Annotated in this window: 13 protein-coding genes; 7 read left to right on the top strand and 6 right to left on the bottom strand. The window is 40.6% G+C overall.

Annotated elements, in window-relative coordinates; translation table 11 throughout:
- The first annotated feature begins 195 nt into the window (after positions 1 to 195).
- The 3 genes from NQ782_RS07660 to NQ782_RS07650 are packed head-to-tail and all read left to right on the top strand — an operon-like array spanning position 196 to position 3,116.
- Positions 196 to 1,323, top strand: coding sequence for a Re/Si-specific NAD(P)(+) transhydrogenase subunit alpha (locus tag NQ782_RS07660; protein WP_001165467.1), 1,128 nt, complete (start codon positions 196 to 198; stop codon positions 1,321 to 1,323).
- A gap of 11 nt (positions 1,324 to 1,334) precedes the next feature.
- Entirely contained in the window at positions 1,335 to 1,649 is a 315-nt protein-coding gene (locus NQ782_RS07655) for a proton-translocating transhydrogenase family protein (RefSeq protein ID WP_000230434.1), read from the top strand.
- A gap of 12 nt (positions 1,650 to 1,661) precedes the next feature.
- Positions 1,662 to 3,116, top strand: a complete 1,455-nt coding sequence (locus tag NQ782_RS07650) for an NAD(P)(+) transhydrogenase (Re/Si-specific) subunit beta (protein WP_000394405.1) — start codon at positions 1,662 to 1,664, stop codon at positions 3,114 to 3,116.
- Between the two features lie 52 nt (positions 3,117 to 3,168).
- On the opposite strand, the gene NQ782_RS07645 is transcribed toward NQ782_RS07650, so the two are convergent.
- The 6 genes from NQ782_RS07645 to NQ782_RS07620 form a co-directional block, all read right to left on the bottom strand.
- Positions 3,169 to 3,990, bottom strand: coding sequence for an SDR family NAD(P)-dependent oxidoreductase (locus NQ782_RS07645; protein WP_086230940.1), 822 nt, complete (start codon positions 3,988 to 3,990; stop codon positions 3,169 to 3,171).
- Positions 3,991 to 4,240: 250 nt separating this feature from the next.
- A complete protein-coding gene (rsfS, locus tag NQ782_RS07640) occupies positions 4,241 to 4,642 on the bottom strand; it encodes a ribosome silencing factor (protein WP_001047580.1) in 402 nt (133 codons plus the stop codon).
- An 81-nt stretch (positions 4,643 to 4,723) separates the two neighbouring features.
- Entirely contained in the window at positions 4,724 to 5,518 is a 795-nt protein-coding gene (locus NQ782_RS07635; RefSeq protein WP_000532984.1) for a hydroxypyruvate isomerase family protein, read from the bottom strand.
- A 16-nt stretch (positions 5,519 to 5,534) separates the two neighbouring features.
- Positions 5,535 to 6,401: an NAD(P)-dependent oxidoreductase gene (locus NQ782_RS07630; protein WP_001008372.1), complete on the bottom strand. Its 867-nt coding sequence runs from the start codon at positions 6,399 to 6,401 to the stop codon at positions 5,535 to 5,537.
- 10 nt (positions 6,402 to 6,411) lie between these two features.
- Positions 6,412 to 7,200, bottom strand: coding sequence for a crotonase/enoyl-CoA hydratase family protein (locus NQ782_RS07625; protein ID WP_001196724.1), 789 nt, complete (start codon positions 7,198 to 7,200; stop codon positions 6,412 to 6,414).
- A 96-nt stretch (positions 7,201 to 7,296) separates the two neighbouring features.
- Positions 7,297 to 10,104, bottom strand: coding sequence for an ATP-binding protein (locus NQ782_RS07620; protein ID WP_000064534.1), 2,808 nt, complete (start codon positions 10,102 to 10,104; stop codon positions 7,297 to 7,299).
- Between the two features lie 172 nt (positions 10,105 to 10,276).
- Between NQ782_RS07620 and cysM the strand changes: the two genes are divergently transcribed.
- Genes cysM through NQ782_RS07600 form a run of 4 tightly spaced genes read left to right on the top strand, consistent with a single transcriptional unit; the run spans position 10,277 to position 15,770 of the window.
- Positions 10,277 to 11,191, top strand: coding sequence for a cysteine synthase CysM (gene cysM, locus NQ782_RS07615; RefSeq protein ID WP_000072604.1), 915 nt, complete (start codon positions 10,277 to 10,279; stop codon positions 11,189 to 11,191).
- A 22-nt stretch (positions 11,192 to 11,213) separates the two neighbouring features.
- Positions 11,214 to 12,032, top strand: coding sequence for a 3'-5' exonuclease (locus tag NQ782_RS07610; RefSeq protein WP_001212165.1), 819 nt, complete (start codon positions 11,214 to 11,216; stop codon positions 12,030 to 12,032).
- Between the two features lie 9 nt (positions 12,033 to 12,041).
- On the top strand, positions 12,042 to 13,433 hold the full coding sequence (rlmD, locus tag NQ782_RS07605; RefSeq protein ID WP_000813064.1) for a 23S rRNA (uracil(1939)-C(5))-methyltransferase RlmD: 1,392 nt from the start codon (positions 12,042 to 12,044) through the stop codon (positions 13,431 to 13,433).
- Between the two features lie 30 nt (positions 13,434 to 13,463).
- Positions 13,464 to 15,770 carry a bifunctional (p)ppGpp synthetase/guanosine-3',5'-bis(diphosphate) 3'-pyrophosphohydrolase gene (locus tag NQ782_RS07600; RefSeq protein ID WP_000259109.1) on the top strand — a complete coding sequence of 769 codons (2,307 nt, stop codon included), beginning with the start codon at positions 13,464 to 13,466 and terminating at the stop codon, positions 15,768 to 15,770.
- Positions 15,771 to 15,787: the final 17 nt, after the last annotated feature.

The following is a 15,787-nucleotide window of genomic DNA, read 5'->3' as shown; positions in this document are numbered from 1 at the left end:
AAATCTTCCTATATTACACCTCAAGTCAAATATCGTGAATCATCAGTTCAAAATATGGGTATTTATTAAATAAATAGTGGGTGGTATTTTCAAAAAGTTCAATTAGAATCCAAATTCTGTACAAAGAATACACATGGGGGAAACATTGCGGGTTGCAATGTTTTTGACAATGAGAAATTAGCTTGAGGAACGCTCATGCAGATCGGAATCCCAACCGAAACTGTCGTCGGTGAAAATCGTGTAGCTGCTACGCCAGAGACAGTAAAGAAGTTGATTAGCGCTGGTCATAGCGTTGTGATTGAACGTGGTGCTGGTGTAAAGGCTGCGTACATTGACAGTGCTTATGAACAGGTCGGTGCAACCATTACGGATGATGCCTATACGGGTAGTCAAATTATTTTGAAAGTTCGTGCGCCACAAGGCGGGGAAATTCAAAAACTTGCAGCAAATACAACTGTTGTAGCAATGTTTGATCCTTATCGTAATACCGAGCTAGACCAATTTGCGAATCAGCAAGTGTCTGCTTTTGCTCTGGAATTGCTTCCTCGTACGCTTTCTCGTGCACAAAACATGGATGTGTTGTCTTCTCAAGCAAACTTAGCTGGTTATAAATCAGTTTTGCTTGCAGCTGCTGAATATCAACGCATGTTCCCAATGCTTATGACTGCTGCTGGTACTGTAAAGCCTGCACGTGTTGTGATTATGGGTGTTGGGGTGGCAGGCCTTCAAGCGATTGCTACTGCAAAACGTTTGGGTGCAATTGTTGAAGCAACAGATTTACGTCCAACGGCAAAAGATCAGGTTGAGTCTTTAGGCGGTAAGTGGTTAGACGTACCAATGTCTGAAGAAGAACAGCAACGTGCAGCAGATGCAGCAAAAAATGGTTATGGCTGGATGCCGGGTGAGCAATACATCAAAGACCAAGCTGCGATTGTAGATAAAGCTGTGTCGAATGCCGATATCGTGATTACAACAGCATTGTTACCAGGTCGTGATGCACCGCGTCTGATCAAAGCTGAAACTGTTGCCAAAATGAAACCAGGCTCTGTCATTTTAGATATGGCAGTTGAAACAGGCGGTAACGTTGAAGGTTCTAAAGTTGGCGAAACTGTTGTCACTGAAAATGGCGTAAAAATTTTGGGTATTCCAAATATTCCGGCCACTGTTGCGACAGAAGCTTCTGCATTATATGCACGTAACGTTTTTAATTTCGTAGAGACTTTATTCGACAAAGACAAAAACTTTGCGATTAATCAAGAAGACGAAATCCAAAAAGCCCTATTGGTCACTCATGGCGGTCAAGTGCTGCTTAAGCGTGGTTAAGGAGATTTCTCATGGTTGAAACTATTACAATTTTCGTCCTTGCCATCTTCGTAGGTTATTACGTTGTTTGGGGTGTTACACCAGCTTTGCACACGCCACTTATGGCAGTAACCAACGCATTGTCATCGATTATTGTTGTTGGTGCGATGTTACAAACAGTTGGCCTGCCTGTACTTGGTGTAGATGCAAATGTTGCATTTCAAAGTGTGAATGTTGTGAGCGTACTTGGTGCGATTGCAGTATTTTTAGCAAGCATTAATATTTTCGGCGGCTTCGCAGTAACTGCACGCATGTTGGAAATGTTCAAGCCTAAGCAAAAGAAATAAGAGGGCTTTGACATGGAATTTATTCAAGCAAATGCAAACTGGTTGTACCTTGTAGGCGCAATTCTCTTTATCTTGACGCTTCGCGGCCTATCTGGTCCTAAAACAGCAATTCAAGGTAACCGTTACGGTATGATCGCAATGGCGATTGCAGTTGTAACAACCTTCTTTGTTGCCAATAACCCGGTTATTTGGATGATTGGTGGTGCAATGGTGCTTGGCGCGATTGTGGGTATTGCACGTGCACGTACTGTACCAATGACTCAAATGCCTGAAACTGTTGCACTTATGCACTCATTGGTGGGTTTGGCTGCGGTTTTAATTGCGGTTGCAGCAATTTTGCATAACAACCAGCTTACAGCATTGTTTGCTCAAAATGAGGCAGCATTAACAGCGGCTGGCGTGCAACATGCACACATGAGCAAGGTTCACCTATTTGAATTGTTTGTTGGTTGTTTTGTTGGTGCGATTACCTTTACAGCATCTGTGTTTGCTTACGGTAAATTGGCTGCGAAAAAATGGGCTAAAACAATCTCTGGTGGATGGGTTAAACCTGTTCAAGCACTTATCTTTGTTGCGATGTTGGCTTGTGGTTTTTACTTCTTCACAACTGGCAATATGACTGCTTTCTGGGCAATGACTGCACTTGCACTTGCATTTGGCTGGGTATGGATTGCACCGGTAGGTGGTGGTGACATGCCTGTAGTGGTATCGCTTCTTAACTCGTTCTCTGGTTGGGCAGCAGCAGGTATTGGTTTTACCCTTGAAAACAACATGTTGATCGTTGCGGGCTCACTTGTGGGTTCATCTGGTGCGATTCTGTCATACATCATGTGTAAAGCAATGAACCGTTCAATCATCAACGTATTGTTTGGTGGTGCAATGGGTGGTGCAGCAGTTTCTACAGCTGCTAAAGGTGAACAAGTTCAACGTAACTACCGTTCAGGTTCTGCTGATGATGCTGGCTTCTTAATGTCAAATGCAGACAGCGTTGTGATTGTGCCGGGTTATGGTATGGCGCAAGGTCGTGCACAAAATGCTGTAAAAGAGTTATGTGAAATTCTAAAAGAGCAAGGTGTTCGCGTCCGTTTCGCAATTCACCCGGTTGCAGGTCGTATGCCTGGTCACATGAACGTATTGCTTGCTGAAGCAGACGTAGCATATGAAGACATCTTGGAAATGGATGAGATCAACTCAGACTTCCCGGCAACTGACGTAGTACTTGTTATTGGTGCAAACGACGTTGTGAATCCTGCTGCAAAAGATGACCCAGGTTCACCAATTTATGGTATGCCGATTCTTGAAGCACATAAAGCACGTACAATCATGGTGATTAAGCGTTCTATGGCGACAGGTTATGCTGGTCTTGATAATGATTTGTTCTATAACGAAAAAACAATGATGATCTTTGGTGATGCTAAGAAAGTTGTTGAAGATATGACGAAAGCAATTAACGGTACAGGCCACTAAGTTGCTTTGATATAAAAAAACCACCTTCGGGTGGTTTTTTATTTTTTGAAGGTTAGAGGAACTTTTCCACTAGAGTCATAGATTGCTGATAGAGATCGCGTGCTAATTGCTGGTTTTTGGCATGGGAAGATTTCCAGTCTGGCATATGCGCACTGACATATTCACCATTGCGGTTTTGCCATGTGTCGCCAGTCGCCATTTCTGTAATGAGCTTTGCAGGAACCGATGTTGGAACTAAACCTACTTTCATGGCTGCATAAACTGGTTTTGGTAAATCGCGATAAATATCGGAAGCAACACCACCGGGGTGTAATGCATTATTGGTAATTGAACTATCTGCTAGTTGTTCAGCTAATGCATTGCTGAACAGTAAGTTTGCAAGCTTGGATTGTCCATAATAGAACAGGGGATTGTAAAAACCTTCTGCACGAAATTTATTAGGCTTAATTGAACCAACCCAATGAGCAATAGACGCTAGATGAATAATGCGTGCTTGAGGAGACTGCTTTAAAACGGGAAGTAGTTTTTGAGTTAACAAAAAGTGACCTAAATAGTTAACGCCAAATTGCTGTTCAAACCCATCTACGGTGAGTTGCTTTGTTTTTGAAAATAGACCGGCATTATTAATAAGTACATCAAGGCTACCATATTTATCTGTAATTTTTTCGGCAGCTTTTTGAGTTAATTCAAGGCTGTTTAAATCAAGAGAAACGACATCGACTTGTCCTTGGTCGAGTGAGCGTAGTTTGTTTTGTGCCTCTTGTGCTTTTTGAGGATTTCGGCATGCCAAAATGACATGTTGTCCTTGTTCTACAAGTTGTTCTGCTGTGGCAAAACCAATACCTGTGTTGGCGCCTGTAATGAGTATCTTCACTTTTTAGTGCTCCGGTTATGCTATTTATTGATGAGACTATAAGAATTGGTATAGTGCTGGAATTCTGACAATTTGTCATGTCAATTTTAAATAAGAGTGATGACTTGCTTGTTAGTGTTATTAAAGTTTTGTTGAGTTACCAGCTTTTCATAGAACATGAGGGTAAAGGTGGGTGTTTAAATAATAAAAGTTTCAGTAAGTGTATAAACAAAAAGCGGCTCAAAAGAGCCGCTTTTTTAAAAGCAAAATTTTATGCGACCGACTCTGGAGCAGTACGCCATAAGCTTTCTAAATCATAGAATTTGCGGGCAGTTGGTAGCATCACATGTACTACAACAAAGCCAAGATCAATTAAGATCCATTCGGCATCTCGTTCGCCTTCAACGCCAATCGGGCGGAAACCAGCTTTTCGAGCTTCTTCTGCAACATTGTCAGCAAGTGCTTTGACGTGACGAGTAGAAGTACCACTCGCGATGACAATAGCATCAGCAACATTGCTAATAGAACTAACATCTAACTGTAGAATATCTTTTGCTTTTACATCAACTAAAGCGTCATGGACGACTTTAAGACAAGCTTGTACGTCTTTATTTGAGGTATTCATTGCGAAATCGTGAGAATTAGACACGCTGGGCGATGGTTCTAAATTCATATAGGGTATATTTTCCTGACAATTACTCACTATCTAATATAGTGGTTTTCACTCAGAATTTCAAACAAAACTAGTAACAGTTTATATATTTACATCATCGGAAAAATATTTCTTTTTCCATGTAAATGACTGATTTGAGCCATTTTTGGGTTTATATTCTGCCGCAATATAGCCCTCATAAGCACTTTGCTTAATCCATGAAAAAATTTGCTCATACGGTATTTGAGCTGTATCGGGTTCATGGCGTCCCGGACAATCTGCAAACTGAATATGGCCAATCTGGTGAATATTTTCTTGTAAACCTTCAAGTACATCTTCACCCATCATTGCCATATGGTAACAGTCATATTGCATTTTTAAGGCAGGGTGATTGACTGCTTCTAGCATTTCTTGGGCTTGGGCAATGTTCTGTACCAAAAAGCGTGGCATATCTGTGCCATTAATCATTTCAAATACAGGTTCAATATCGTGTTCTGTCAGTAAATCACAGGCTAATTTTAAGTTGCTTGCAAGTGTCTTAAGGCAAGGAAGTAAGTCAGAGTCTTGAGGTTGCTTGCCTGCCAAAATGTTAACACGTGGTACTTTTAATGCTGTGGCATAGCGAATCGCTAACTGTAATGCTTCACGAAATGCTGCCTCTTGACCCGGTATACCTGCTAAGCCATTTCCACCTTGCATAAGGTCACCAGCAGGAACGTTAATTAAACATAAATTTAGGTTGTAACGTTCAAGTTGGTCTTGAATATCAGAAATGGCAAGCTCGTATGGGAATTGAATTTCTACATGTTCAAAGCCCTCTGCATGGGCTAATGCAAAGCGTTCAATTAAAGGAACTTCGGTAAAAATCATGGATAAGTTAACGGCAAGACGACCCATACACAAACTCCGTTTATTATTGCTCTACTACTTGAATCATAGTAGCTAAATCTTTCTCAGCAAAGCCATTTTTTTGGTGAGTTTGTAGCTGTAATAGAGCTTTTTGTGCAACGGGGATGTCTAAATTAACATTGTTAGCCAATGTTACTGCGTTGTTAAGGTCTTTCGATAATGTTTGAACTTTCCACTGAACAGGTTCGAAAGTATGAGTCGCCATACGTGGTGCCAGTATTTGAAAAGGTTTTGAGTCGGCAAATCCGCCAGCTAGGGCAGGAGCGAGTAAAGTGGTATCTACACCCGCCCGGTCTGCCAGTGCAACTGCTTCGGCAATCAGGGCACTGTTTGCTGCCACAATGAGTTGATTGCAAATTTTAGTTGCTTGTCCTGTGCCTGTATCTCCCATTCGTGTGACACGTTGGGAAAGAACATTATAAACAGGACTTAAAGCTTCAATAGTTTGAGCATCGCCACCTGCAAAAATGACTAGCGTGCCTTGTTCTGCCCCAGTTGTACCGCCTGAAACAGGGGAGTCAATCCATATCACATCTTGTGAAGCAGCAGCCTGAGCAAGTGCTTTTGTCGCAGCAACAGAGAGACTTGAGAAGTCGACAATGACCTGACCCGCTTTTAAGTTTGTTTGAATTTGATCAAATACTGCTTGCACAGCTTTATCGTCGGCTAGGCAAGTTAAAATGAGAGGGTACTGTCCGATGTTGGAAAGATCGAGTGCATGCGCGCCAATATCAATAAGTTCTTCACAAGCAGATGTTGTTCGATTCCATACTGCGACCTGAAAGCCGGCTTGTATAAGACGGCTTGCCATACGGCTTCCCATAAGTCCTATGCCTAAAAAAGCAATAGGAGTATTACGATCAAAATTCATAATAAAGCTCTTATCTATATTGGCGTGGTAAAAATTTAACTTCCGGATGTTTGTCTTTTTTACGAGCAAGTTTGCTATTTTTACCAAGTAATAATTTAAGTTGCCAGATTTTTTCTAAGCGTAATGATTTTTCTGGTTGATGTTCCATTGCATCTAGTACACGTTTTGCAGCAGTCAATGCATCAGGTGAGCGCTGTAACATTTCTGAAGCGATCGCATTTGCTTTTTCTAATGGATTCTCACTTAAGTGAGTCACAAGTCCAATATCTTTTGCATAATTTCCGTCAAAAACACGGGCAGTTAAAGTCAGCTCTTTTGCAAGGTCAACTCCAATCAAGCCTTTGAGCGAACGGGTAAGACCCATATCTGGTACTAAACCCCAACGGCTTTCCATAATCGACATTTTAGTGTCTGGGTGGGCAATGCGGATATCGGCAGCTAGTGCAAGTTGCATACCTGCCCCAAAACAATAACCTTCAAGAGCGGCAATAACAGGGACGGGCAAATTTTGCCAAATAAGAAAAGCTTTTTGGAAAAGGCTTTGCCCTGGCTTAATAAGTTCCCAAATGGCAAATGCAGAGTTCTTAGGATTGTTTAAGTCAGATAAATCAATACCAGCACTAAACACTTGTGCTTCACCTGTCAAAATTACACAGCGGATATCTCGGTCTTTTTGTATAGCTTTAGCCGTTGTTACAAGTTCTTTGAGTAGAGCAAAACTCATAGCGTTACGTTTATCAGGACGGTTTAGATAAACTGTTGCAATGCCATTATTTTTTTCAATACGTAAAAGTGCCATGAAATTCCCGCTTATTTTTTTATCGATAAGCGGAGCATAGCATGGCTGGAAATTGGAAACATGACAGGTCAGTCATGCCTATTTAGCAACTGTTATTTAATCTGGTATGACTAAAATTTGATGAGCTGCACTCTCAACTTCTTTAATGACGAGACCTAATTCATCGAAACGTCTCATGACTTCTTCAATGAAGCCATCGTCAGCTCTACGGCGTTCTTTGCGTAGCGTAGAAATAAATTGTTCAAAGTCTCCCGTCACTTGTTGAAGTTTTGGTGTGCCTACATAGCGTGTTGCGCCATAGAGACGGTGTAGTACATGCTCAAGCTGAGGAAAGTCTTCAAGCTCAATGAGTTGTTGCATTTCTTCTAGCTCGGTTGGGAAGCTATCTACCAACATTTTGAGAAGATCTTGAGCTAAATCTTCTTTGTTTGCTGCCAGTTGTAAACTTTGCTGCCAATTTAAAATTTCTGGATCTAACGCTTCTGCAACCACATGATGATCTTTAGCTAGATTTTGCGCAGTGAAGTTGTTTTTCGTCCATTGCGTTAAAATTTGAATGATCTGCTCCATTTGAATTGGTTTGGTGACATAGTCATTCATACCAACTTTAAGAAGCTTTTGCTTTTCATCTGCAAGCGCGTGGGCTGTTAGAGCAATAATTGGAAGTTGCATTTCCCCATCTAAAGTGGATTCTAAAGATCGGATCGCACGTGTGGTATCAATGCCCGACATAACTGGCATTTGAATGTCCATAAATACCAAATCAAATGGTTTAAGCTTCTGATCAATTCTTTCTTGAATAATATTCAGCGCTTCTTGTCCACTTAAAGCCTTAGTGGTTTTGACATTTAACTCACCTAATAATGCTTCTAAAACAATTAAGTTAGGTAAATGGTCATCGACCGCCAAAATATGTAAACCCTGTCCATTAAAGTCTTGTTGTTCCTCTTCAAAGATGGGTTGGTCACTTAATAATTGAATGAGGCCACTGCGGCTTAATGGTTGATAAAGTGGGCGAGCGCGATATTCGGTGAGCATGTTTGGCTCAAGCGTCATTTGATAGCCGTAAACTGCTAAGTTACCTTGATAGCGGCTACGGATTTCTTTGAGTAGAGCTTCAGTATCACCACTATGATCAACAATGAGCCATGTATTGTCTTTTTGGTCGAGATGTTTTAAGCGGCTAAACAAGTCCAGAATCGATTGAGTTTCGATATGTGGTACTTGATAATTTTCAAGATAGTAGCGCAAAACACTGGCTGTTGCAGGGTGAGCTAAATAAGACACCACTTGTAAATGTTCGAAGTGAGGATGTTCAATCTCATGTTCTTCATCTACAGCAAACTGTGCAGTAAACCAGAATGTTGAACCTTTTTCTGTTGGAGCACGTTCTTGGTTATCTTCAAAGCCAATTTGGCCATGCATGAGATGAACCAATTGTTTAGAAATTGCCAGACCTAAGCCTGTACCACCAAATTGGCGGGTAACAGATGCATCGCCTTGCGAAAACGACTCAAATAATTTTTTACGGTCTGTACCACTTAAACCAATACCACTGTCCTGAACACTAAAATGAAGCAAGCACTGACCGATGTCATCATGTTCCATACGTACACGAACAATAATTTCACCGTCTGGCGTGAACTTGATGGCATTGGAAATCAAATTAGTCAAAATTTGCTTAAAGCGTAAAGCATCACCAATCACCTGTTGAGGAATGTTATCTGCATAATAAAAAGCCATAGCAATGTGCTTTTGTGCAGCCAAAGGTGACAACATATCCATGACATCAAATACAGCTTCTTCTAAGTCAAAAGGTGCTGTTTCAAGTTCCAGTTTACCTGCATCAATTTTGGAGAAATCTAATACATCATTAATTAATGCTAATAAATGGGCAGAGGATTTGCGAATAGTTTGTAAATAAAGGTTCTGTTCGTTACTTAAATTTTGTTGGCGAAGTAATAAATGAATAAAGCCATCAATACTATTAAGGGGTGTACGAAGTTCATGACTGATATTGGCAAGGAAAACCGATTTTGCCTGATTAGATGAAATGGCTTGGTCGCGTGCTTGACGGTAAGTAATGTTTTGAACTTCTAAAGTATCTAAAGTTCTGCGTAAGTCTTCTTCTGTTTGTTCGGTATGTTCTTTTAACTCTAAAAAACTAAAGTGTAAGCGTTTCACCACGTTTGCGATATCGCGCTGGAGTAATCTTAACTCACCGGAACTGTTAATCACGATGTGTTGGTCTAAAGTGTCTGCATTGAGACGCTGTAATTGCATACGTATTTCATACATGGGTGCAATCCAGCGGCGAGAATAAAAGTTAAGACAGAGCAAAAGTAATAATAAAGTCATTAGGCCGGTAATGACCAAAGCAATCAAAATGCGATAACGCGCTAATTCAAGTGGTTGATTATCCATTTCAATCAAGAGCCAGACAGGAGGCTTTCCTGCGGTATCAATGATACGGACTCCATAAATATTATTATGGTTATAAGAGATCGGACCAAAAAAGTTATTGTTTTGTGTGAAGTTAGGCCAGTAACGATTATCTCGATAACCGATACTTAAATAAGTCTGACCATTACTATCAATTAAAGCAGCACGCTTTAGATTTTTCTCGCTAAACATACTTTGCATAATATGTTGAGCATGATCATATTCGTCTGGTTGTAGTTCTACTAATGTGTAGAGATCTTTAGCAATTTGATTGTAGCGTGCCAAAATCGCTGAGGCATGATGCAATTGTTGTTGCTTTGCAGAACGTGATGTTTCAGTTAAAACCAGAAAAGCCCCAACACACGTTAAAATCATAATGGGCACAAAAATAAGAGCAATTAATTGCCCATATGCATGATTCAGACGTAAGCGTTTCGATAAGGTTTTATTGAAATTAGACATAGCTACATCAGATTGATCTCTCTGTAGGGCATATTATCACGCTTTATTTTAAAACAGACGGCATTTTATAACTGACTGGGCTTTAATCACTTTCATTAAAAAGCATAGTGAAATGGATGCAGTACCGATCATTTTTTCATACAATAGTGCCACCCCGATTTAGGTGTTGATCATGAGTAATACACAACCTGATTTTTTAGCCGACGAATTTTTGTTAGATCACTATGTAGGTAAAACACCTCTGGTCCGTTTGCAGCGCTTGGCTTGTCATACGCAGGCAACGGTTTTAGCAAAATTGGAAGGTAATAATCCAGCAGGTTCTGTAAAAGATCGTCCTGCATATAACATGATTATGCAGGCTGAAAAGCGTGGTCAAATTAAACCAGGTGATACATTGGTTGAAGCTACCAGTGGTAATACCGGTATTGCTTTAGCTATGGTTGCGGCGATGCGCGGCTATAAAATGAAACTTATTATGCCAGGGAATTCAAGTCAGGAGCGTAAGGACGCCATGCGTGCTTATGGCGCAGAATTGATTGAAGCGCCGAATATGGAAGCTGCACGAGATATGGCTTTGCAAATGCAAGCTGAAGGCCTAGGTTTAGTCCTCAATCAGTTTGGTAATCCAGATAATGTGGAAGCTCATTACCTTACGACTGGCCCTGAAATTTGGAAACAAACAGGTGGAAAGATTACCCATTTTGTAAGTTCAATGGGTACAACCGGTACCATTATGGGTGTTTCTAAGTATTTAAAAGAACAAAATCCAGATATTCAAATTATTGGTTTACAACCTTCTGAAGGTTCAAATATTGCCGGTATTCGCCGTTGGCCACAGGAATATTTACCTACGATTTTCGAACCAAAGCGTGTTGATCAAATTATGGATATTCCGCAAATTGAAGCGGAAAAAACGGCTCGCCGTTTAGCACGTGAGGAAGGAATTAGTGCAGGTACATCTTCTGGCGGGGCGGTATGGGCTTCAGTAAAAATTGCAGAAGAAAATCCGGATGCTGTGATTGTTTGCATTATCTGTGACCGTGGTGATCGCTACTTGTCTACAGGCCTGTTCTCAGTACAGGACTGATGACTCATAATTGAGAGAAAAAATGCGTTTTCCTACTTTAGTTTTTGATATTGAAACTTTAACTGATTTAAAAGCGGGAGCGCATTTATATCATCTTGATTTGCCAGAGGCAGATGTTGAACAGGCACTCACAAAAATCCGTCGCCAAGAATCTGGCATGGATTTTCAGCGTTTGCCTTTACATGAAATCGTGTGTATTTCTGGTTTGTGGATTGATGAATCAGGTTTCAGATTATTTTCTTTTAGTCGGGAACACTATTCGGAAGCTGAAATTTTACAGAAATTTCTATCCATTTTTGATAAGCGCCATCCAACTTTAGTGAGCTGGAATGGCTCGCAATTTGATTTGCCCGTCATTTTGTTCCGTGCCATGTATCATGGTCTTTCGGCACCCGGGTTATTTGATCAAGGCGAGCTTGATAGTCAGAAGCGTTTTAATAATTACCAAAACCGTTATCACCACCGTCATATTGATTTAATGGATGTTATGGCAATGTTTAATGGCCGTAATTTCCAGAAACTCGATGATGTAGCCTGTATTTTAGGTTTACCAGGTAAACGTGGTGAGTCGGGTTATCATGTGCCTGAATATGTACGTACAGAACAATGGTTAAAGTTAACCAGTTATTGTGAAGGTGATGTGCTCAATACATGGTTTATTTATTTGCGTTGGCTATTGCTCAAAGGCCAAATGAATGTAGATGAGCATAACCACTGGATTAGTTCGAGTATTGAGTATTTACAGACTATGCCTCAGCAAGCCGATTTTCTTGAGGTGTGGCAACGTACATCGAAACATACCGAATTTACGTCCCACTATTTTAATCCTTTAAATTTTTAGGTTCATTCTTTGAAACAGCAAGCCAAATCTCGTAAACCTCAACAACCCGAATATATTTTTCAGGTTGAAACTCTTTCTCATGAGGGGCGGGGAATTGCGCATTATGGTTCTCATCCAGACCATCCGGCAGATAAGCATGGTAAAAAAGTGTTTATTCGTTATGCGTTGCCTGGAGAAACAGTAAAAGCCCAAATTACGCATGAGGCTAAGCGGCTTGAAGAAGCTGAAATGGTAGCGCTTTTAGCAGAACCTTCAGCAAATCGTGTAGAGGCAGTTTGTCCTCATTATGGTATTTGCGGTGGGTGTAGCATGCAGCACATCCACCCTGATGAGCAGATCCGTTTAAAGCAAAATGTCCTCCAATCACACTTGCAACACTTTGCTGGTATTCAGCCTGAACAATGGTTAGAACCAATTCGTTCTTTGCAAAGTGATTATCGCCGTCGTGCTCGAATAGGTGTGCGCTATTTGCCAAAACAGGACCGTTTGATTCTAGGTTTCCGTGAGCATCATAGTAATCGTTTAACATCTATCCATACTTGTAGCGTTTTGGATAAAAAGTTATCAGATAGTCTGCCAGAATTGCGTAATTTACTCCAAAGTCTAAAAGGCAAAGCGCATATTGGTCATGTAGAATTAGCAAAAGGTGATCATGAAACATCTTTATTAGTTCGTCATATCGAAAAACTAAACAATGCTGATGTCAACCAATTAAGACAATTTGCGTTACACAAAGGCTGGCAGTTGTATTTGCAACCTAAAGGACCCGAAAGTCTTCGTCGTATTGATGAAGAACAAGGAGCTATGCGATTACATTATGCTTTAAATGCATTTGATGTAAATTTTGCTTTTTCGCCATTGGATTTTACGCAGGTCAATGCCACAGTAAATGAACAAATGGTGCAATTGGCATGTGAATTGCTTCAATTGCAACAGGGTGAAAGAGTACTGGATCTGTTTTGTGGGTTAGGTAATTTTTCGCTTCCACTTGCACGATGTGTTGGTGCAAAGGGTCAGGTTGTAGGTGTGGAAGCAAGTGAAGAAATGGTGCAGCGGGCAACAGATAATGCAAAGCGTAATAATCTGGTGCAAGCAAGCTTCTTTTCACAAGATTTAACAAAAGATTTTTCGCATCATTCTTGGGCAAATCAAGGATTTGATGCATTATTGATTGATCCTCCTCGTGCTGGTGCATATGAAATTATGCAGTATGTACCGAACTTTGGAGCAAAAAGAATCGTTTATGTATCATGTAATCCAGCAACATTAGCAAGGGATGCAGGTGTTTTGGTTCAACATGGTTACCAGTTAAAAAAAGCAGCGGTTATGGACATGTTTACGCACACAGAACATGTTGAATCGATTGCTTTATTTGAGAAAATTCAAGAGATAAACGATTAAAAACATGAGTTACATATCCAGGAGAATGGTATGGTCACAGTACGTGAACAGTTACCTGAACAACTAACTGAGTTGTCAGAGGAAACGACTGTAGAGCATGCCGCCGAAACACAAGTCGGTTTAGCCTCATGGTTGGATCGGGTTCGTGAAATATTAGATGGGGCAGAGCTTAAACAACTCGAAGAGGTTGCGCATTTAACCCTACAAAAAGAGTTAGATTCAACGGTTAATCATCGTTCCAATACATTTGCTACTGGTGTTGGAATGGCTGATATTCTGGCGCATTTACATGTAGATGAAGATACTTTATCTGCTGCAATGCTTTATCGTAGTGTTCGTGAGGACATTACTGATATAGAAGAAGTAAAGCGGAAGTTTGGTGAGCAAGTTTATAACCTTGTCAAAGGTACTTTGGCAATGGGTAAGCTTTCAGAGCTTATTGAAAAAAATAAACGACTAGAAGACCATTTTAATAACAACCAACGGGAACATTTAAGCGGCATTTATAAAATGCTGATTTCAGTGACCGAAGATGTTCGTGTCGTTTTAATTAAGTTAGCTGAACGTACTTACTCTTTACGTGAGTTGGCAAACTCATCACGTGAACGTCAAGAGCGTGTGGCGCGTGAAATTTTAACTATTTATTCACCATTAGCGCATCGCCTTGGTATTGCACAGCTGAAGTGGGAACTTGAAGATTTAGCGTTTCGTTATTTGGCGCCAGACCGTTATAAAGAGATTGCTTCATTACTCAATGAAAAACGTCTTGAGCGTGAACATTATATCCAGTTCGTGATAGACCGTTTAAAAAGTGAATTGGCGGCGCATGGTATTGAAGCTGAAATTACAGGTCGAGCAAAACACATTTATTCGATTTATCGAAAAATGAAAAGCAAAAACCTAAGTTTCGATCAGCTTTATGATATTCGTGCTTTACGTGTATTGGTGAATAGCGTACCTGAGTGTTATCACTCATTAGGTATTGTTCATCAGATTTGGCGTCATATCCCACATCAGTTCGATGACTATATTACCAACCCGAAAGCCAATGGTTATCGCTCATTACATACTGCTGTTATTGCTGAGAATAAATCTTTAGAAGTACAAATTCGTACTCATGAGATGCATGACGAAGCAGAGTTAGGGGTATGTTCGCACTTTAACTATAAAGAAGGTTCAAAGAATACCGACCACTCTTTTAACCATCGTTTGCATTCGCTTCGTGCTGTTTTGGAACATTACCAAGAACGTAATGAAACAACAGTACATCAAAATGAAGATGAGACGGAAGGTTTTGATCAACTTCAAGACTTTGAAGGTTTTGAAAAGATTTATGTCTTTAGTCGTGATGGTGATATTAAAGAACTACCACGTGGCTCAACAGTTTTAGACTTTGCTTACCATGTGCATACAGAGGTTGGAAACAAGTGTTATGCAGCGCGTGTTAACCAGCGCTATGTACCATTAACCTATACGCTAAAAACAGGTGAGCAGGTTGAGATTTTAACCAAAAAAGATCGTGAGCCTAACCGTGACTGGTTGGTGAACTCTTTAGGTTATATCAAGACAGCTCGTGCTCGTGACAAATTACGTCATTGGTTCAGACAGCAAGACCGTAGTAAGAACCTTGAAGTTGGTCGTGAGTTACTCAACAAAGAATTGTCTCGATTGGCGATTCACCCTAAGAGTATTGATCTCAACGATTACTCGTCACATTTTAATGTGAAAACAGGGGATGATATTTTGGTTAGTCTGGTCAGCGGCGATATTAGTTTGCATGCCCTGATTAATCAGATTAATCGTCAAATGCATCTGGATCAGGATGAGCCTGAACTGGTACTTAAACCAACATTAAACCCACGTGCCAGCCATACTCTGTCTGCGCATGGCATCTTAATTGATGGTTTAGACAATGTTGAGCTACATATTGCGCAGTGTTGCCAACCAGTTCATGGTGAATCAATTGCCGGTTATATCACGTTGAACCGTGGGGTAAGTATTCATAAAGTCTTGTGTTCTGATTATCAACGCATGATCAAGCAAGAGCCAGAACGTGCTGTTGAAGCGGATTGGGAGATGCAGCCAACTCGTGGTCAAAGTGTTCAAATTGTAGTTGAGGCTTATGATCGTCGTGGCTTACTCAAAGATTTAACTCAAGTGATTTTCTCTGACCAGATTAATATTCGTCAGGTGAACACAATTTCTGAGGCAGATGGTATTGCTAATATGAAGTTGCTCATTGAGGTGAAAGGCTTGGCTCAGCTTTCACGTTTGTTAGCTCGTTTAGAGCAACAACCGGGGATTATTAGCGCACGACGCATGATTCAAGGTGTTTAACTAAATTGAGAAAAAGG

It is taken from the genome of Acinetobacter sp. BD54, from assembly GCF_044778325.1.
Lineage (GTDB): Bacteria > Pseudomonadota > Gammaproteobacteria > Pseudomonadales > Moraxellaceae > Acinetobacter > Acinetobacter baumannii.
Note: the sequence above shows the minus strand (reverse complement) of the source record. Positions and strands in the feature narration are given on the sequence as shown.

Bases quoted from the DNA above. Each gene is read 5' to 3' on its own strand.
- NQ782_RS07660 (WP_001165467.1), top strand. From the start codon at position 196: ATGCAGATCGGAATCCCAACCGAAACTGTCGTCGGTGAAAATCGTGTA.
- NQ782_RS07655 (WP_000230434.1), top strand. From the start codon at position 1,335: ATGGTTGAAACTATTACAATTTTCGTCCTTGCCATCTTCGTAGGTTAT.
- NQ782_RS07650 (WP_000394405.1), top strand. From the start codon at position 1,662: ATGGAATTTATTCAAGCAAATGCAAACTGGTTGTACCTTGTAGGCGCA.
- rsfS (WP_001047580.1), bottom strand. From the start codon at position 4,642: ATGAATTTAGAACCATCGCCCAGCGTGTCTAATTCTCACGATTTCGCA.
- NQ782_RS07635 (WP_000532984.1), bottom strand. From the start codon at position 5,518: ATGGGTCGTCTTGCCGTTAACTTATCCATGATTTTTACCGAAGTTCCT.
- NQ782_RS07630 (WP_001008372.1), bottom strand. From the start codon at position 6,401: ATGAATTTTGATCGTAATACTCCTATTGCTTTTTTAGGCATAGGACTT.
- NQ782_RS07625 (WP_001196724.1), bottom strand. From the start codon at position 7,200: ATGGCACTTTTACGTATTGAAAAAAATAATGGCATTGCAACAGTTTAT.
- NQ782_RS07620 (WP_000064534.1), bottom strand. From the start codon at position 10,104: ATGTCTAATTTCAATAAAACCTTATCGAAACGCTTACGTCTGAATCAT.
- cysM (WP_000072604.1), top strand. From the start codon at position 10,277: ATGAGTAATACACAACCTGATTTTTTAGCCGACGAATTTTTGTTAGAT.
- NQ782_RS07610 (WP_001212165.1), top strand. From the start codon at position 11,214: ATGCGTTTTCCTACTTTAGTTTTTGATATTGAAACTTTAACTGATTTA.
- NQ782_RS07600 (WP_000259109.1), top strand. From the start codon at position 13,464: ATGGTCACAGTACGTGAACAGTTACCTGAACAACTAACTGAGTTGTCA.